At 37.1% G+C, this 17,006-nt stretch carries 18 protein-coding genes and 4 pseudogenes; 12 read left to right on the top strand and 10 right to left on the bottom strand.

Translation table 11 applies throughout. The features are described from left to right. Positions 1-21: 21 nt before the first annotated feature. Positions 22-819, bottom strand: coding sequence for a dihydrodipicolinate synthase family protein (locus FXF70_RS10570; protein ID WP_148780221.1), 798 nt, complete (start codon positions 817-819; stop codon positions 22-24). A 289-nt stretch (positions 820-1,108) separates the two neighbouring features. Here FXF70_RS10570 and FXF70_RS10565 point away from each other — a divergent pair, with 289 nt between their 5' ends. The 6 genes and pseudogenes from FXF70_RS10565 (at position 1,109) to FXF70_RS10540 (ending at position 5,452) form a co-directional block, all read left to right on the top strand. Next, the gene (locus FXF70_RS10565; protein ID WP_148780220.1) at positions 1,109-2,023 is read left to right on the top strand and encodes a LysR family transcriptional regulator; all 915 of its coding nucleotides are present in this window, start codon (positions 1,109-1,111) and stop codon (positions 2,021-2,023) included. 115 nt (positions 2,024-2,138) lie between these two features. Then, positions 2,139-2,251, top strand: a pseudogene (locus FXF70_RS19245) (sialate O-acetylesterase); the annotation flags it as partial. Between the two features lie 110 nt (positions 2,252-2,361). Then, positions 2,362-3,024, top strand: a complete 663-nt coding sequence (gene catA / locus FXF70_RS10555) for a type A chloramphenicol O-acetyltransferase (protein ID WP_148780219.1) — start codon at positions 2,362-2,364, stop codon at positions 3,022-3,024. A 206-nt stretch (positions 3,025-3,230) separates the two neighbouring features. After that, positions 3,231-4,349, top strand: coding sequence for a response regulator aspartate phosphatase (locus FXF70_RS10550; RefSeq protein ID WP_057079666.1), 1,119 nt, complete (start codon positions 3,231-3,233; stop codon positions 4,347-4,349). Next, entirely contained in the window at positions 4,339-4,512 is a 174-nt protein-coding gene (locus FXF70_RS10545) for a RapH phosphatase inhibitor (protein WP_148780218.1), read from the top strand. The genes FXF70_RS10550 and FXF70_RS10545 overlap by 11 nt, the downstream gene beginning before the upstream one ends. Before the next feature lie 110 nt (positions 4,513-4,622). Next, positions 4,623-5,452: pseudogene (locus tag FXF70_RS10540) on the top strand (SMI1/KNR4 family protein). A gap of 41 nt (positions 5,453-5,493) precedes the next feature. Here the strand turns inward: FXF70_RS10540 and FXF70_RS10535 are convergent. From FXF70_RS10535 to cuyB, 5 genes and pseudogenes are all read right to left on the bottom strand, one after another. Further along, complete coding sequence (locus FXF70_RS10535; protein ID WP_035392368.1) at positions 5,494-5,742, bottom strand: DUF2651 family protein; 249 nt, start codon at positions 5,740-5,742, stop codon at positions 5,494-5,496. A gap of 19 nt (positions 5,743-5,761) precedes the next feature. Next, entirely contained in the window at positions 5,762-6,952 is a 1,191-nt protein-coding gene (locus FXF70_RS10530; protein WP_065864795.1) for a hypothetical protein, read from the bottom strand. A 101-nt stretch (positions 6,953-7,053) separates the two neighbouring features. Continuing rightward, a pseudogene (locus FXF70_RS19240) lies at positions 7,054-7,167 on the bottom strand (hypothetical protein); the annotation flags it as partial. An 84-nt stretch (positions 7,168-7,251) separates the two neighbouring features. Continuing rightward, positions 7,252-8,136 (bottom strand): LysR family transcriptional regulator, encoded by an 885-nt coding sequence (locus FXF70_RS10525; RefSeq protein ID WP_148780217.1) that lies wholly within the window; start codon positions 8,134-8,136, stop codon positions 7,252-7,254. A gap of 23 nt (positions 8,137-8,159) precedes the next feature. Then, positions 8,160-8,858 (bottom strand): cysteate racemase, encoded by a 699-nt coding sequence (gene cuyB / locus FXF70_RS10520; protein WP_148780216.1) that lies wholly within the window; start codon positions 8,856-8,858, stop codon positions 8,160-8,162. A gap of 192 nt (positions 8,859-9,050) precedes the next feature. On the opposite strand from cuyB, the gene FXF70_RS10515 reads away from it, so the two are divergent. Beyond that, the gene (locus FXF70_RS10515) at positions 9,051-9,575 is read left to right on the top strand and encodes a DinB family protein (RefSeq protein WP_017367052.1); all 525 of its coding nucleotides are present in this window, start codon (positions 9,051-9,053) and stop codon (positions 9,573-9,575) included. A 4-nt stretch (positions 9,576-9,579) separates the two neighbouring features. Here the strand turns inward: FXF70_RS10515 and FXF70_RS10510 are convergent, their stop codons facing one another. Both FXF70_RS10510 and FXF70_RS10505 read right to left on the bottom strand, forming a co-directional pair. Beyond that, positions 9,580-10,143, bottom strand: coding sequence for a GNAT family N-acetyltransferase (locus FXF70_RS10510; RefSeq protein ID WP_148780215.1), 564 nt, complete (start codon positions 10,141-10,143; stop codon positions 9,580-9,582). A gap of 16 nt (positions 10,144-10,159) precedes the next feature. After that, a complete protein-coding gene (locus FXF70_RS10505; protein WP_019743043.1) occupies positions 10,160-11,065 on the bottom strand; it encodes a LysR family transcriptional regulator in 906 nt (301 codons plus the stop codon). A gap of 112 nt (positions 11,066-11,177) precedes the next feature. On the opposite strand from FXF70_RS10505, the gene FXF70_RS10500 reads away from it, so the two are divergent. Then, positions 11,178-12,335, top strand: a complete 1,158-nt coding sequence (locus FXF70_RS10500) for an MFS transporter (RefSeq protein WP_148780315.1) — start codon at positions 11,178-11,180, stop codon at positions 12,333-12,335. Between the two features lie 114 nt (positions 12,336-12,449). Here FXF70_RS10500 and lpdA read toward each other — a convergent pair. Then, a pseudogene (lpdA, locus tag FXF70_RS10495) lies at positions 12,450-13,843 on the bottom strand (dihydrolipoyl dehydrogenase). A gap of 184 nt (positions 13,844-14,027) precedes the next feature. On the opposite strand from lpdA, the gene FXF70_RS10490 reads away from it, so the two are divergent. The 3 genes from FXF70_RS10490 to FXF70_RS10480 all read left to right on the top strand — a co-directional run bounded on the left by FXF70_RS10490 (position 14,028) and on the right by FXF70_RS10480 (position 15,761). After that, positions 14,028-14,597: a TetR/AcrR family transcriptional regulator gene (locus FXF70_RS10490; protein ID WP_057079659.1), complete on the top strand. Its 570-nt coding sequence runs from the start codon at positions 14,028-14,030 to the stop codon at positions 14,595-14,597. A 20-nt stretch (positions 14,598-14,617) separates the two neighbouring features. After that, positions 14,618-15,037: a GNAT family N-acetyltransferase gene (locus tag FXF70_RS10485; protein WP_148780214.1), complete on the top strand. Its 420-nt coding sequence runs from the start codon at positions 14,618-14,620 to the stop codon at positions 15,035-15,037. A 265-nt stretch (positions 15,038-15,302) separates the two neighbouring features. After that, positions 15,303-15,761 (top strand): GyrI-like domain-containing protein, encoded by a 459-nt coding sequence (locus tag FXF70_RS10480; RefSeq protein WP_057079657.1) that lies wholly within the window; start codon positions 15,303-15,305, stop codon positions 15,759-15,761. Positions 15,762-15,822: 61 nt separating this feature from the next. Here FXF70_RS10480 and FXF70_RS10475 read toward each other — a convergent pair whose 3' ends face one another. After that, on the bottom strand, positions 15,823-16,170 hold the full coding sequence (locus FXF70_RS10475; RefSeq protein WP_057079656.1) for a YunG family protein: 348 nt from the start codon (positions 16,168-16,170) through the stop codon (positions 15,823-15,825). A gap of 164 nt (positions 16,171-16,334) precedes the next feature. Here FXF70_RS10475 and FXF70_RS10470 point away from each other — a divergent pair, with 164 nt between their 5' ends. Then, positions 16,335-16,946, top strand: coding sequence for a hypothetical protein (locus FXF70_RS10470; RefSeq protein ID WP_148780213.1), 612 nt, complete (start codon positions 16,335-16,337; stop codon positions 16,944-16,946). The last annotated feature ends 60 nt before the right edge of the window (positions 16,947-17,006 follow it).

Here is a 17,006-nt window from a genome sequence, read left to right as displayed (position 1 = left end):
CTGCTTGCAATGAATTAATAATTATCGAATGGGAGAACGACACCTACCTACCTTTATGCCTAAAGCATTGTAATGGTTTTTAATATTGACAATCGCATGTCCACGTGTCACCTCATCGATTAGTTGATTTATTTTTTGAAGATTCACAGGCTTATTTGCAACTAAGTCACTAAAAAATGTTTGAATCTCTTTTGGATAAACATTTCCTACCATACTAGAAAGCCCGTTACATCCGTTTAATATTTTTTCAGTGAGGTTTACGTCCCCTCCAGCGAACATGATAAAGTCATCTGGTAAAGTTGTATTTTTTAGGCGTCTAACATCACTCTCTTCTTTCATCCCAACCAAATGAGAGTGTTTTTGATTCATAAGAGTGTGAAATGAGTCAGCACTTAATTCAAACCCCGTGCGCAAAGGATTATTATAAAGAACAACATGTTTTGTGGTTTGCTCTAACAATTCATTCATGTAAGACATCGCTTGTTCCTGAGTTGGTAGGATATAAGGAGGAAATTGAATGAGAATCGAGTCGAAAACTGAATCCTCAAGACGTTCAATCAATTTTATTGCATTTTTTGTCGTTGTAGCTGATACACCAAACATTAGTTCAACATGTTTAAAGTCCTGCTGATTAAAAAAATCAATAATTTGTATCCTTTCTTCAATACTCATTGAATTTTGTTCACCTGTAGTTGCAGATACGAGTAGTGAATCAATACCATTTTCAGCTAAATACTCAACGATTGGTTTAAATCCATCCAAGTACAGACTTTCATCTTCATGAAAGGGGGTTGGAATCGCGACATTTAAATTCTTCACTTTGTTTTAACCTCCTACATTAAAATTTTTATACTTTCTAAAAAATGTTACTTGTTCTCGTTATATCGACTGACCTCCTTTACATGGTTTGAAGAAATTATTTGTGCATGTAAGTCTAGCCTTCATGTAATAGTCTAAGACACTTATTTTTATAGAACAATTCAATTATTTATATAATAACTATAGTTTGTACCTATGGTTTTATTTGTATAATAATGTATATTAGATGTTAATATTTAAAAATCATAAAGTTTGTACTTGTGAAAATTTCTATTTAGGAGTCGGAAGAATGGAATTAAAGCAATTAGAGTATTTTTATACAATGTGTCAAGAACTGCATTTTACAAAAGCTGCTGAAAAGGTTGGAATATCTCAACCATCTTTAAGCCAGCAAATCAAACTTTTAGAACATGAAATTGGAACACCTTTGTTTGATCGTATTGGTAAGAAAACGACTCTTACTGAATCAGGAAAACTCCTATTAAAATATACTCGCAATATTTTTCACGAAATTGAACAAGCAAAAATATCGATTAATGAATTAAATGGGCTTCAAAGAGGATCAATCTCAATTGGGACATTGCTAACAGTAGAGAACTACCTTATTCCACCGGCATTATTTAAATTTCATCAGCAATACCCAGCTGTGAAAATTTCTGTACTAGGTCTCCGTACTGGGGATATTCAAAAACACTTAATAGAAAATAGAGTGGACTTAGGGATTGTGTTTTTACCAATGAAAGGGGATGAATTTGAAACAATCTCTTTATACACGGAAGATATGGCTTTTGCAGTACCTGTTAAACACCCCCTGGCACAACGTGAAAAGTTGGGGTTAGAAGTATTAGAAGAAACTGCTTCAATTTTGTTTCCTGAGCAATTTTACATCAGACAGTTTATCAACAAAAGTTGTAAAGATATTGGTTTTCTACCCAATCCTATTTTTGAAGTAACAACTATGCAGTCATTAATTAATATGGTGGTAGATGGCATAGGGATAACGGTCTTACCGACTCCTTATCTTGAATACTTAAACGAACCTCAATTAAAGATTATTCCTATAAAGAACGCTAATCTGATTAGAAGTGTAGGAATCGTTTATAGGAAGGATAAACATCTAGGAGCAGCCATTCACATTTTCATTGATATATTAAAAGAGATTGCTTTTGATTTGAACTATGTTTATGAGTCGAGAAAGAAATAATCGTTTTTAAGGGAATTTCAAGAGATTGTTGAAATTCTAGAAATCACAGCGCAAGGGTAAACTGATAACGTTCAGGTAAATACATTTTTGATAAAATATTTAGAGGGGGAAAGATATGAAGTCATTTTTACTAATTGGACAATCAAATATGGCGGGGCGAGGCTAGGCTTCAAACATGAAGTGCCGCCAATTTATAATGAAAGAATCATGATGCTGCGAAATGGTAGACTTTGAATAAACAGAAACATGATATATCTTGTGAAAGGATGATTGTGGTGGTAAAAACAGATAAAGCTTCCTCCTGAATACAAGCAATTACATTCAGGAGGAGATAAAAAATGTTTAAACAAACAGATGAAAATTATCCGAGAAAAGAGCACTTTCATCATTATATGACGGTAACCCGATGCACATATAGTCTGGTGATCGATCTAGACATCACAAAATTGTATGCAATATTAAAAGAAAAAAGGCTAAAAGTATATCCTGTGCAAATTTATTTGTTAGCAAGAGCTGTGCAAAAAATACCGGAATTTCGGATGGATCAAGTGAACGATGCACTTGGTTACTGGGATATTCTCCATCCTAGTTATACGATTTTAAATAAAGAAACAAAGACGTTTTCAAGTATTTGGACGCCTTATGACGAAAACTTTGCTCAGTTTTATAAAAGCTGTGTAGCCGACATTGAAACATATAGCAAAAGCAGCAACCTATTTCCGAAACCTCATATGCCAGAAAACATGTTCAATATTTCAAGCCTGCCGTGGATTGATTTTACTTCTTTTAACCTAAATGTATCTACAGATATAACTTATTTACTGCCAATATTTACGTTAGGTCAATTTAAGATGAAAGAAGAAAAAATCATCTTGCCAGTTGCGATTCAAGTCCATCATGCTGTTTGTGATGGCTATCATGTCGGTCAATATGTTGAATATATGAGGTGGCTTATTGAACATTGTGAAGAGTGGTTAAATGATTCAATGCAAATTACCTGAAGACAAAAGGTGTTCTCATGGAAATCTAGAAGATGAAGGCAGACTGAAATGAGTCTGCCTTTTTGTTTTGTGATGAGAATGAAAATGTTCCAAAGGTTTACTAAGGCTATATTTGTTCTTTTTGCGGTTTCTTTTCGGTGCTTTGTAAATTCTTGTATGTGATAATAAATGTCATATAAGGGAGTTCAGTGGAAGGGGGATAAGGGATGGAGAAAGTTCTTTCTTCACATGTAGGTGTGAAAATCAATGAATGGTATAAAATGATTCGGCAATTCAGTGTACCAGATGCAGAGATTTTGAAAGCTGAGGTCGAACGAGAAATTGAACGAATGGAAGAGGATCAAGATCTGCTCATTTATTATCAATTGATGTGTTTTCGCCATCAGCTTATGCTCGATTATATTAAACCTTCAGAAAAACGATCGCCTTCTGTTTCTGAATTGGTTGATAAAATTGAGAATTCTAATCATCAACTTTCGGGTATGCTGCAATATTACAATGCTTTTTTTAGAGGAATGCATGAATTTAGTAAGAAAGAATATGTACAGGCTATTCAATATTACAAGATCGCTGAAAGGCAGCTTGCACTGGTTGTCGATGATATTGAGCAAGCGGAGTTTCACTTCAAGGTGGCTGAAGCCTACTATATTATGAAACAAACTCATGTTTCTATGCATCACATCATAAAGGCGCTAGATATTTATAAAGAACATGAGCAGTATAAAGTTCGCCAAATTCAAAGTCTAATTGTCATTGCAGGAAATTATGATGATTTCATGAGATATGAAAAGTCGTTGCAACATTTAAAGACTGCTTATTCAATTGCTGTGGGCGCAAACGATCAACGTTTAGTAGCAAAAACATTATTAAATATTGGTAATACATATGATAGGCAATCAAAGTATACAGAGGCAATAAAGCATTATAAAGAAGTGTTAGATGTCATTTCTTCGGAAAATAGTGACATAAAGCCAATCACTCTATTTAGTTTGTGTTGGTCGCTGTACAAGTCTAATCAAACTGATGAAGCGGATCTGCTCGTTGAAGATGGACTTATATATTCCTCAAAGGTAAATGATTCGCTAAGTGTCTTGTTATTTAAAGCATTAAAAGCTATTTATATGGATACTAATGAACAAGCTTTGAAAGAAGTGTTTGATGTTTTTGAAGAAAAGAAACTACATGTCTATGTGGAAGCATTTGCTCAAAGTGTCGGATTATTTTATGAAAAAAAAGGGGACTTTGAAAAAGCTGCCGAATATTACAGAAAGGCTCTTAAGGCTCAAAATGATATTCAAAAAGGAGAGTGTCTGTATGATTATTAAAAAATTACTAATCATTTTATCCATTGTATTGTTAAGTGTTTCAACAGCAGAAACTTTAAAAATCATTGAAACGAAATCAATTCGGAATACAACAATGGAGGAACAAAAATCAAATCGAAACACGATTATGATTGATCGAAATACAACTTCTGAAAATGTATAGACAAGATTAAAACAGACTTTAAGAGTCTGTTTTTTTATGAATTAGAATGAGTAAATGAACAGTGGGTCAATGTTATACTTATCTCAGATAGATACGAGGAGGCATCCACTTTGAAATCATTCTGGGAGAAAGAAGAAGAGAGTCCTTTTACGTTAGAAAAGATAGATGAAGAACAAATTCTTGAAGCAGAAGGAACGCTTGGTGTCACTTTACCTGATACATACAAAAAACTCATTTTAGAATGGAATGGTGGTTTTACAGTTCGTAATGCTTTTCCAACCGATCGGCGAATTCATGGGCAGAGGATCATGTTCAATTCGACCATCTAAGAGGAATCGCCAAAGATGATGGAATTATGAATAGCGCTCAGTTAAGTGATGAATTGGAGCTGCCCGAGGGACTTGTTTTCATCAGCGGGGAAGAAGATACATGGATCGCCATGGATTATCGAGAAACGAAGGAACATCCTCCTATTCACTATTTCGATTTAGAGATGGAAGTGAATTTTAAGCTGGCAGATACTTTCGATGAATTTGTTGAGCGGTTATATACAGCTGACGATGCCATGGTTGATGTAATAGAGATTGAGGAGGAAGCTTCGGATTTATATATCAGTAAAGAAGAGCTTGAACTCATTTTTGAGAGAGGAGACCTTCGTCAGCAGAATCTCTTCAAAATGGCACATTATCCAATGGAAGACATTGAAGAGATCGCATGGTTTTTCTTGCGCATGAAACAGTGCATCAAACAGATAAAAGATCAACAGGTCTTGTATGAAACAGCTACTGCTATTCACTCCAACCTTCTGTTAAACCCAGATATGCCAAGGAATGACCGTATTAATCAAGAGCTGCAAGAAATTGCTGAATTTCTAGAAAATAGTGAAGATCCGAATACCGCCTTTTTGGGAGAGGACATTCATCCAGTGAAAAAACGATAGTGAAAGATGAAAAGCCCTTTCTAGGGCTTTTCGAATGTAGTTTATGATCTCTTTTTATTTAAAATTTTCATAATGAATAATGCTATATATGAAGCAATGAATGAGCCTAAAGTGTAAACAACAGCCCAGCCAAAGAAAGAGACATTAAAAAGTGTAAATGTCAGAATAAGCAAAATGATAAAGCTCACAATTGGCATGAAATAAACCTTTTGTACAAACAATGTGACGATAAAAGAAGCGATGATCATACTGACTGGAAGCAAGCCGAATGCGAATTCTAAATGAGTCATCTTCATTCTCCCTCTAGAATCACCTATTAAATATTTTGAGAACATCATTTCTATTTTGTTCTAACATGAAAAAGTCATATTCAGAAACATGATTCTTATCCAAAATTTTGTCGAGACCTTTTATCTTTAAAGAATTCAATCTTTTTCCCTTTTGGTATGAATAAGAAGATATTTCATATTCTCCGGTCTTTTTTTGGTTTAATGAATATATATGATCAGAATTTAAATAAACGAACTTAACTTCAAGTCCTTCTTTTTGTTCTAAGGAAAAGGATCCTTCTGATTTCATTGTTTTTGTGTTAAATGTATAAATCTTAGAATGTGCAGTGAAATGATATAAAATATCGTCTTTTATATAGAAGTGCTTTTCATTTGGTGGTATTAGTTGATCTTCACTTTTATAACTGCCAAGTAAATATGCTCCTCTTAATTTGTTCTTTTCTATATCAAATACGGCTACTTTAAAAGACACATCTTTTGAATCTTCAGGAGTGTGATAGAGGATAAAATAAGCTAATTTGTCCTTAATAATGATATTTGAATAAACTTCCCAGTCTTCGTTGATGGGCTTAACATGACCACCTTTTTTAAGAGTCGGTCTGTTCTGTAAATTCAATTCATGAAATGTAGAATGATCAGTATCCATATCTTGATTGATCACGTAAATTTTATCATCATCGCTTCCTGTACTAACAAAGTATCCATTTAAAAGCTGCTCTTGAAATTTTTGACTGTTGCCCCATCTGATTAAACTTTGATAATCTTTTTCTCCAAAACCTTGGTTGTTTAATGTATAAAATATTTTTTTGTTCTTTAAATATCCATTAGCTTGGCCATAGCCAGTATGTACTTTATTTTTAAACTTAAAATGGGCAGTTTTTTTTCCAAGAATATTTATTTCAGAAGGGTTCTCTTTCATTAACATCTGTTCACCTTGAGCAATAGAACCTAATTCAATTGCGCCACCTTTTGAGGTAGTTATTTCGCCTTTTTTATCTATATATACTGTGTAGCTCCCTTCACGCTGATAATCAATTGATGCTGAAAGGTAGATAGTAGCTAATTTGTCATTTAGAAATGAAGGTTTGAATTCATTTTCTGATACAGCTGTAGCATTTTCTTTGATGAATAAATGTTTAAGTAAATAATAGGAAGAAAACAAAACAAAAGCAATAAGAACGCTAATAACTAATTTTTTCTTGAATCTCATCGTCAAACAACCTTTCTAATTAGGACTGTATCATGAAAAGAATGATTTAGAAAAATTTGCTCCCTTTAGAGAGTATGAAGTCTTTCTAAAGGGAGCTTACTTTATTTAACTTTTCTCACCAACTTTGTATACCCTGAGTCACGAACATCTCGAGGATAGACCCCTAATCCTCCATTTTTGTCTATATCAATCTTTGCTTTCAATTTAAAGGCAGATTAACTTACCGTAAAAGCAGCGCAGTTATGAAGTTACAATTGCATAAAGTCATGACTCCAAAAAAGCCCTTAAAAAGGGCTTTTTTAAGTAGCTGAATCTAAGTCATGAAAAAATTGTTTAAGGTGATCAATGAAAACGGATTTGGATTTTCCCTTTTTATAGATAAACTCAATATTGATGTTGAAATTGATAGATGGATCGATAGAAATTTGTTTTAATGTTCCTTGTTCTACTTCATTTCTAACACAATGATGAGGAAGAAACGATAGTCCCATTCCTTGTAGCACTAAATTTTTTGCAGTTTCCATATGATCAACCTCAATGGAAATGTTCGGTGTGATGTTGTTTTTTTGAAATAATCGGTGGAGCATCAACCAATCAAATGACCCATAGTCAAAGAAAATAAAAGGTTGTTCTTCTAGTTCATTCATATTGATGTTGTCATGGCTGGCAAGAGGGTGATGAGTTGGGACGAACAGCCCGATTGGATCGCTGAAAATCGGGATTGATTCAATTTGAGGATGTGTTTCAGTCCTGACAATGCCAAAGTCTACTTGGTTGTTAATCACTTTTTGGACAACATCCTTTGAATGTCCTGTTACAATTTTCACTTTCAGGTTTTCGTATTTTTCTTTTAGGGCGGGCAATATATTAGGCAATAGATTATTGGAAATAGAGGATGCGCATCCAATCGTCAATTCATAAGGGATCATCGTTTGTTTGAGACTATGCTTTGCTTCTTGATACGAATGGAGAATCTTTTTGGCATGCGGGTAAAACTGTTCACCTTTTTCCGTCAGAGATAGTTTATTTCTCTGTCTATCAAATAATTTCAGGTCTAATTCTTTTTCTAACGATTGAATACGTGCCGATACAGAAGGCTGGGTTAAATACAGTGCTTCTGCAGCTTTATTGATACTGCCTAGCTGGCATACATAAATAAACGCTTCTATATTCTCAATATTCATGTTATCCCCTTATATGACGTTCTTTAAATGTTTAGCTTCTCAAGCTCATACACTAATTTTACAGCTTCTTTCGCCAAAATGACAGTAGGGTCAATCACTTTCACAGCTTTGGTTGACCTTAGAACTAAAGGAATTTCTGTACAGCCGGCAATGATGGCTTCTGCTCCTTGATTGATTAAAATTTCTGCAGCTAACGCCAGTTCACTTTCGCCTTTACTCAATTTCCCTGCTTTCACGGCATAAATCCCATTCATCACGTTTTTCTGAAGATTTTCACTAGGAGTCATGACATCAATCTTGTGATGGGCACAAGCCTTTTGATAGAGCTGGGTTTTTAATGTGCCATCAGTACATAGTAAGCCCACAGACTTATAGTGATGTTTGTTCAGGTGATTCGCGGTTTCTAATGGCATATTCATGATAGGGATATGAGTGGATTGTTGTACGTTTTCTAAAAAGAAGTGAGCGGTATTGCATGCAATCAGAATAAAGTCTGCTCCTGCGCGTTCTAATCTTTTGGTTGATGCAATCATATATTCTGTAGGATCTTCGCCTTTCCCAAATATGGCATTGGTTCTATCAGGGATTTGCGGATCATTATCAGCAATCACATGGAGATGATCCTGATCTTTAATAGCTGGTGTATGAGAGATGATTTTTTTCATCAGATCAATCGTCGCTAAAGGGCCCATACCGCCCATAATCCCAATCGTTGTAGACATCAATATCACCACATTTCATTTTTTTCTATTATAAAAAAAGAAAGGATGGTGAGTGTTATAGAAAAGTTCTATTTGTATATAGAAGGTTGATCAAAAGCGCCTTTTATTTTCTTCTTTATCTGTTTTGAGGTATGAGTTGCAATCTAATCAAAAAACATTAGAATAAAGAAAAATTGATAAAGGAGCAACCATATGAATTTCAATTTGGATGAAGCTTTAGATATGTTGAGTCGAACTCCTCGTACAGTAGAAAGTCTTTTGTCAGGTTTATCGAAGGATTGGCTTCACAGTCGTGAAGGGGAGGGAACGTGGAATCCCGTTGAAGTCATTGAACATTTGATTGAAGCAGAGAAATTCAACTGGATTCCTCGATTAAATGTCATTCTTGCTGATGGAGAGAATGCCCCATTTCCTGCATTTGACCGCTACTCCCATTTGAATCAAACTGAAAGACAGATAGAACAAGCACTAGCGGAGTTTCATCATGTGCGGATGGAGAATGTGGCATACATTCAGCGTATAACACATTCAAGTCTTGATCTAGAGAAAAAGGGCCTCCATCCAGAATTCGGCGTCGTGCAAGTGAGCGAATTACTTTCTGCGTGGGTTGTCCATGATTTCACCCATATCTCCCAAATTGTTCGGGTCATGGCGGAACGATATCGAACCGATGTGGGTCCGTGGAGCGCTTATTTAGGGATTTTGAATAGGAAATAAATGTTTAATGACGCTTCGCGGCCCACTCAGATTGAAGAATGGCATATTGATATTCATCGACCCAATGTCCCTTCGACATATAATTTTGCAGCAAATGTCCTTCGCGTCTCATGTCTAAACGTTCCAGCACTCGAATGGATTTTTCGTTGCGTACATCTGTAAAGGCAATGATTTTATGCTTGTTCAGTGTAGTGAAAATATATTCGATCATTGAATTCAAAGCTTCGTGAATATAGCCCTTTCCTTGAAATTCAGGCGCGAGTGTGAATCCTATTTCAACGATTCTAGGCTCGCTGCCGAGTGTATGAATGGCGCAATCTCCTATCAGCTGATTGGATTCAGATAAGGCAATCGCGTATTGAAACCACGTCCCTGGTTGATTAGGTTGTTGCGTCATTTGGTGTTGAACAAATAATTCAGCGTCTTCGTGCGTGTAGTTTTCCCAGGATTGAAATGTGGCAATAGAGGGATTTGATCGGTATTGATAAAATGCTTCAATATCCTGCTGACCAAACTGGCGAATCACAACCCGGTTTGTTCTTGTAAATATGCTGTTTGCATTCTTCATGTGTTACCCTCACTTTTTAGTTTGTTCTTGATTTAAAAAAGTCTATTAGCCATTCAGATAGCTGTTTTTGCGCTTTGGTCACAAATCGATCGGCATAATACGTTAATTCAAGATGCCGAACAGGAGCAGGGGCAGAAATAGGGATAGAGACAATATTAGGCCATGCTGAATGTTGCTTTAACAGCCCTCTTGGCTGGATGGTGGCACCGATCCCGGCTTCAACCAACTGCAATAATGAAGTGGCAGACCCAACATCCATGACCGTGTCCAATTCAAAACCGTGTTCTTTACATACGTCATCGACCAAATCTCTTCCTAGATAGCCTTTTGGATACATGACCAGCGCATGCTTTGTCAGCTCTTTTAGCGTCACTTCACGCCTTTTTGCCAGTTCACTGTCTGAATGAACAAACAATTCGTAGGGCTCATCGCCAAGTGGAATTTGAATCAGGCGTTTATCCGCAGGCCCGCGCAGCCCAATTCCGATATCGACTTTATGTGAGAGCACCTCGTCACGAACAAAGATGGTCGAAAAAGCCTTTAGGTTGATCTCTGGATACAGCGTTTTAAATTCTACAAAAAGCGGAACAAGCTGAAAGTCAAGATCAGAGGGAAGGACGGCAAGCCGAACGGTACCCCGCTGTTCAGATAAGAGTTCTTTCATAGCATTTTTGGCATCTCGCTCAGCCTGAAGCATTTTCATGCCATATTGATAAAGAAGCGTACCAGCTTCAGTTGCAACTACTTTTTTACCGATTCGGTCAAAAAGCGGCATCCCAACTTCAGCTTCAAGCAGCTGAATCTGTTGGCTTAATGTAGGCTGTGATATACCTAGCTGCTCTGCAGCCTTTGTGAAATGTAAATGATCGAATACAGCCATAAAATAGGTAATGTGACGAGTATCCATATGCCATCCTTTCATTAATGATAGTATTTTCCTATCATCATAATACGAATTATTGTATTGATCAATGAATGAAGCGGATTTATACTCATAGTAACCTCAACAAGATGAGAGAGGAAGAAGAGTATTGATAAAAAAAATATTTTATTTAACCGCTTTATTTTTAGCTGCCTTAAACTTGCGCCCAATCATTACATCCGTAGCTTCTATGATGAGCATGATTCAATCAGACCTTGGCGTTAGTGCACTCACGGCAAGTCTTTTAACCACTTTGCCGGTCTTGTGCATGGGAGTGTTTGCCCCTGTAGCAACGAAACTAAGCCGCCGGTTTGGATTAGAGAGAACTCTTTTTTTCTCGATTTTTCTTATCACAATTGCGACTGGACTGCGTGGTACAAGTCAAACGGTTACCATCCTTCTCATGACTGCTTTTGCAGGAGGAGTTGGAATTAGTTTTGCCGGACCATTGTTGTCTAGTTTTATTAAAAAGTATTTCCCGAAAAGTCCTGGGATTGTCAGTGTGTACTCTATATCGATGACAGTTGGAGCTGCACTTGCTTCGGGCTTGACCATTCCGATTTACCTTCGCAGTGAGCATAACCTTCCACTTGCGTTAGCCTGCTGGGCGGTTTTAGGCGTTATTGCACTGATTTTATGGCTCGGTCTAGCTCGTAAAAACCAACAAGCGGATCATGCAGACGTGCCGCTGAGATTACCACTACGAAACAAAAAAGCCATTCAATTTACTTTGTTCTTTGGCTTTATGTCAAGCATGTTCTATTCGTTAACAGCGTGGATTTCACCCATTGCGCTTAATTTTGGGAATAGTCCGCAGTATGCCGCCATGCTGCTTACGATATTTACGCTCATTCAGATTCCGGTGGCATTACTTGTTCCAGCAATCGTTAATCGTCTAGGAAAGCCGAAATTATTTCTGATCTTATGCAGTTTGTCAGAGCTGATTGGCCTCATATTCCTTCTACTGCCAATGCCGATCCTGCCAGCTGTTATTTTTCTAGGGATTGGAGCAGGTGGATTATTTCCTTTGGCGCTTATGCTGCCTATTATTGAAACGCGTACACCAGAAGAAGCCGGTACATGGTCCGCGATGTCACAGATGGGCGGGTACATCATGGGAGGATTTGGTCCATTTTTAATCGGTTTGATTTTCGATATTAGCGGACATTTTCAAGCTGCTATTGTCGCAATGCTCGCCATCGTGATGCTGATGATTGGCGTGCAGTTATCGATGAAGTTAGGGAAAAAACGTGATGAGGTATCCAATTAAAGATCAATATACCGCTGCTTTTATATCATGACTCAATTGAAATCGCCATAGCCTATTCCTAAGTAGGCTATGGCGATTATTTTACTCAATTTTTAAAAGATGCACCTGAATGGATTATCGTGCCAGATTTTTTCCAACTTTACGAGTGGCCATTTCTGCAGCCTCCATGATCATTTCACCTAATGTTGGGTGAGGATGAATCGTCATGGCTAAATCTTCTACTGTAGCACCAATTTCAATAGCGAGAGAAAGTTCTGATATAAGAGTAGATGCCTCTGCACCTACGATCTGTGCTCCTAAAATAAGGCCAGATTCAGCATGGGCCACAATCTTCACAAATCCTTCTGGTTCTTTTAATGCCAGTGCTCGACCATTAATAGAGAACATTGTTTTTCCAGTAACAGTCGGAATGGATTGCTGCTTGCAATCCGTTTCGCTGAGTCCAACACTCGTCAATTCTGGGCTAGAAAACACAACAAGTGGGATCGCTTTATAATCGATCATCGAAGGTTCCCGGCGATTGCTTCTGCTGCAACCTTCGCTTCATAGGAAGCTTTATGAGCCAGAGCAGGACCCTCGGTGATATCACCAATTGCATAAATGTGCGGAATGGAAGTTCTGCATTGTTCATCAATTTTAACTAGTCCGTTAGGAGTAATGGACAAACCGATATAATGGAGACCTAATGTTCCATCTGTATTCGGTTTTCTTCCGACAGTAATCAGTGCATATTCCGCTTGCACCGTGTAACTTTCTTTCTGTTTCTCATAATGAAGATCAATTCCGCTCATATGCTGCTCGGCACCTATGACGTTTGCTCCTGTAATCACGGTGATGTCATCTTCTTTCAATTGTCGAACAACAGGGGAGACAAGTTCACTTTCAAAGCCAGGCAATACTTGATTGCCGCCTTCCAGAATGGTGACTTTTGATCCAAACCTTGCAAACATCTGTCCGAGTTCAACACCAATATATCCACCCCCAACTACGACAAGGCTTTTAGGGATTTCGGGAAGGGATAGTGCTTCAGTGGAAGACAATATACGACCTCCGAAAGGGAGTGATTTAATTTCAATTGGACGAGAGCCGGTTGCTAATATAAGGTGTTTGAAGTTGATTCGCTTTTCACCTTTTTCGGCATGTTTAATCACCGCTGTATGCTGATCGAACAAGCTTGCCTCGCCTTCCAAAATGGTAACTCCTGCTGACTTTAACAAAAATTGGACGCCTCCAGCTTGTTTTTCCACAACAGCTTTTTTGAACGCTTGAGCTTCATTGAAAGAGCCGCCATCTTGAAAACCACCCCATTGTGTGCGGAGTTTGAACCGCTCTGCTTCTGCTATTAGCGCTTTAGAAGGGATACAGCCTACATGGGTGCATACGCCACCTAACTGATCACGTTCTACTATCGCTGTCTTCATGCCGAGATGAGCTGAACGTAACGCCGCCACGTAGCCTCCCGGACCTGATCCAATCACTAATGTATCTACTGTTTCTAAATGAATCATTTCTTGCACCTCCAATTTCAAAATATGATGATCATAATATATTATAATCATCATATTTTGGCGAAGTCAATCCCATTTGAGTGAGGAAAGATGGATTTCAGTCAATTGACACATGATAATATGATGAATATAATATTTTAATAAATACACTTAGATGAGTTAAAAGGAAGGAGGGAGAAAGAGGTTGCCTTATCCGAAAGGTCATAAGTCAAAAGTGAGAGAGCAGATCATCGCTAGTGCTGCACGAGCATTTCGAACAAATGGCGTCCGTAGTATCAGTTTGCCATACATTATGAAAGGGGCAGGTCTAACTCATGGAGGGTTTTACGCTCACTTTAAGAACAAGGATCAGTTGGTAATAGAGACTTTTCATTTTGCTATTACTGATACGATCAAGCTGCTGCAAAGTGTTGCAGATAAGAAAGTAGATCAGCCTCGAATTCAGACGATCATTGACTTTTATTTAAGTTCCGTTCACCGTGATCAGACGGAGATCGGCTGTATATTGCCTGCACTGGCAGGGGAGATTGCTCAATTATCGCAAGAGGTACGTAAAGCCTATACAGATGAATTGAAACGGTTTATGGCGTTTATAGCTGATACGGGAAACATAGATCTCTCTACCAGTTACGCACTAGTAAGCAGCATGATTGGTACAATTGCTCTTGCACGAGCTGTCAATGATTCGCAGTTCAGTGATCAATTGTTAATGGCAGGTAGAACACAGGCAAAACACATTTTAAATTCAAATTAAAAAACATAGGGGATGTTGCGATGTTGATTAGAGAAGCAAGCATAGAAGATTATCCACAATTAAGACAAATCTATTTAGAATCCCGACGTCAGAGCTTTCACTGGCTCAATACAGAAGAAATCAAACTGCAAGATTTTGATCAAGATACGAAAGAAGAGCAAATTTTCTTAGCTGAGGAGAACAATAAAATCCTTGGATTCATCTCATTATATGTACCAGATCGTTTTATTCATCTCTTGTTTGTACATCCAGAAGCTGTTGGTCAAGGGGCTGGCGATCTGTTGCTGAAACATGCGATTAAAGTGCTCGGAACACCAGTCACCCTCAAATGTGTATCCGAAAATCACAAAGCTTTGTCTTTTTATCAAAAAAGAGGATGGAAGGCTGTTGTAGAGGAAGGGGAACCTGGGGCGAAGTACTGGGTGCTTATTTATGAATAGAAGTCATGTTATCTATCATTCACACGGCCCTCTAAAGGGTCTTTTTGATTGTCAGTTTTCTGAAAGCCATTTCTTCAAAGGAAAATCAATAACAAATGAGCGGCTAAAATCCGTTCTTTTTTTATGATTAAAAATTGGACATCTTATGAATGAGAATATGAGATTCAATTATTTTTAATATCCTAATGCATTATATTTTAAAGGGTGTTACCGTTGGATGTAAGGAATGATTGGCCAATCTTCCAATAAGAGTTGGAGGGTAATCATGAATTACAAAATTGAAATGTTAACGAATATGAAAATGGTGTATATGAGAAATGTAGGACCGTATGGCAGTAAAGAGAACGTGGAGATGATGAAGAAATTTAAAAAATGGATCAATGAACATCAATTCAATGATGAATTAAAGAAACATGGCATATACGGTGTCTCTCAAGATGATCCTGCCAGAACTTTATCTGAAAATTGCAGATATGACCTCATGTTCATGACAAATAGAGATTTCTCCAAAGATCAACTGGTTCAGACTGGTCATGTTGAAGGAGGAAAGTATGCTGTGTTTACGGTGACACATACAGCCGAAAAAGTGAATTTGTTTTGGAGACAATTACCTCAAATGATCCAACACAATCAATTGAACATACGCCAGGCACCTATTATGGAGAGATATAGAGAAGAAGAAGGCGAAGATAAGGTGTGTGAATTCTTACTGCCTATCTTTTAAACATTTTATCTAACTTCAATGAAAACAGACCTCTTGTGGTCTGTTTTCATGAATATAAAATCTACACGTTTAAATAGTTTAGGACTCGTTCCTTTAAATAACGATATTGATCCTTATTCGTATCTTGAAATGCTTCTTCCCGATTTGAAGGTACATCCATATAAAAAATTTCTTCAGAGAATTGTGAAGAAGTAAAGTCAATTCTTGTTCTATTCACTACGTTGTAAAAGTGCCATCCGCTTTGTAATAAGGTCTTGTTTATTTTTCCGCCTAAAAGATCATGGACAACTAAAGAAGTGACGCCACATTGTCCGTTTGCTGGGTTGTCTTTACTCCATTTTGAACTAGATTGAGAGGACCAGGCTTTATATAAAGCATCAATGATTTCGTCTGTCGAGTAGAGATTCATCCTAAAGATCCTTTCTATTTAAAGAGTGAGATAAATATAGCATCTGTTTAGTCTATAGTAGATTTTTTCAATTAAAAACCAATAAAATCTTTTCGTTGAAGCACTTGATCCAAATGATATACTATGGCTAAAACAATAAAAGGTCATGTCAGGAGGAGCATGGTGTGATATTCATCATAGGAATTGTAATCGCTTTTATTGTTGCTATTTTAGGCATTACTGTTTTCGTGGATGTAGGTAATGGGTTGGGAACAGCTTTTAGCATTATTGGGGGAATGGTCATTTTATTCATAGCGGGAAGGCTGCAAAGACAAAAAGAAAAGAATGATCCAAACATCTTATTAGATAAGATGATGATGCTCTTTCACGAAGACGGGTTTCAGTCCTCAACATACATCTTTTCGCAAAATGTTGATAAAGGATTTGCGATTGATGACGAGCGAAAGAAAATGCGCTTTATTACATATCAACCTGGCGGCTCATCTCAAAAATTCAGGTTTGAAGTCACTGAACTTTCCTTGCAAGAGTTGAAACAAGTTGACGTGTTAGAAGATGGTAAACCGATTGAACATTCTACTGAGAGTGATAATAATGAAGAGATTTCTACACTTCAATTAAGATTAACGATGAATGATCAAGAAGCATCAACGATTACGATCACCTTCCTGCAATTTGATGTGCCAGTTCGTAAGAGCACCGCTGAATATTTGATTGAACGAGAAAATCTGGAGGAGATTTATCATCAAATTGATTCAATGATGAAATCTGCGTATTAAGTAAATTTCTGTTCATAAAGAAGAAATCACAGTTTGATTGTGGTTTCTTTTTTTATCTCA

The organism is Bacillus sp. Y3 (assembly GCF_008123875.1).
Lineage (GTDB): Bacteria > Bacillota > Bacilli > Bacillales > Bacillaceae > Bacillus > Bacillus altitudinis.
The sequence above is the reverse complement of the archived record's forward strand: the minus strand, read 5'-3'. Positions and strand labels throughout refer to the sequence as shown.

Coding starts and splice junctions, on each gene's coding strand:
- FXF70_RS10565 (WP_148780220.1), top strand. CDS start 1,109: ATGGAATTAAAGCAATTAGAGTATTTTTATACAATGTGTCAAGAACTG.
- catA (WP_148780219.1), top strand. CDS start 2,362: ATGTTTAAACAAACAGATGAAAATTATCCGAGAAAAGAGCACTTTCAT.
- FXF70_RS10550 (WP_057079666.1), top strand. CDS start 3,231: ATGGAGAAAGTTCTTTCTTCACATGTAGGTGTGAAAATCAATGAATGG.
- FXF70_RS10545 (WP_148780218.1), top strand. CDS start 4,339: ATGATTATTAAAAAATTACTAATCATTTTATCCATTGTATTGTTAAGT.
- FXF70_RS10535 (WP_035392368.1), bottom strand. CDS start 5,742: ATGACTCATTTAGAATTCGCATTCGGCTTGCTTCCAGTCAGTATGATC.
- FXF70_RS10530 (WP_065864795.1), bottom strand. CDS start 6,952: ATGAGATTCAAGAAAAAATTAGTTATTAGCGTTCTTATTGCTTTTGTT.
- FXF70_RS10525 (WP_148780217.1), bottom strand. CDS start 8,136: ATGAATATTGAGAATATAGAAGCGTTTATTTATGTATGCCAGCTAGGC.
- cuyB (WP_148780216.1), bottom strand. CDS start 8,858: ATGTCTACAACGATTGGGATTATGGGCGGTATGGGCCCTTTAGCGACG.
- FXF70_RS10515 (WP_017367052.1), top strand. CDS start 9,051: ATGAATTTCAATTTGGATGAAGCTTTAGATATGTTGAGTCGAACTCCT.
- FXF70_RS10510 (WP_148780215.1), bottom strand. CDS start 10,143: ATGAAGAATGCAAACAGCATATTTACAAGAACAAACCGGGTTGTGATT.
- FXF70_RS10505 (WP_019743043.1), bottom strand. CDS start 11,065: ATGAAAGGATGGCATATGGATACTCGTCACATTACCTATTTTATGGCT.
- FXF70_RS10485 (WP_148780214.1), top strand. CDS start 14,618: ATGTTGATTAGAGAAGCAAGCATAGAAGATTATCCACAATTAAGACAA.
- FXF70_RS10480 (WP_057079657.1), top strand. CDS start 15,303: ATGAATTACAAAATTGAAATGTTAACGAATATGAAAATGGTGTATATG.
- FXF70_RS10475 (WP_057079656.1), bottom strand. CDS start 16,170: ATGAATCTCTACTCGACAGACGAAATCATTGATGCTTTATATAAAGCC.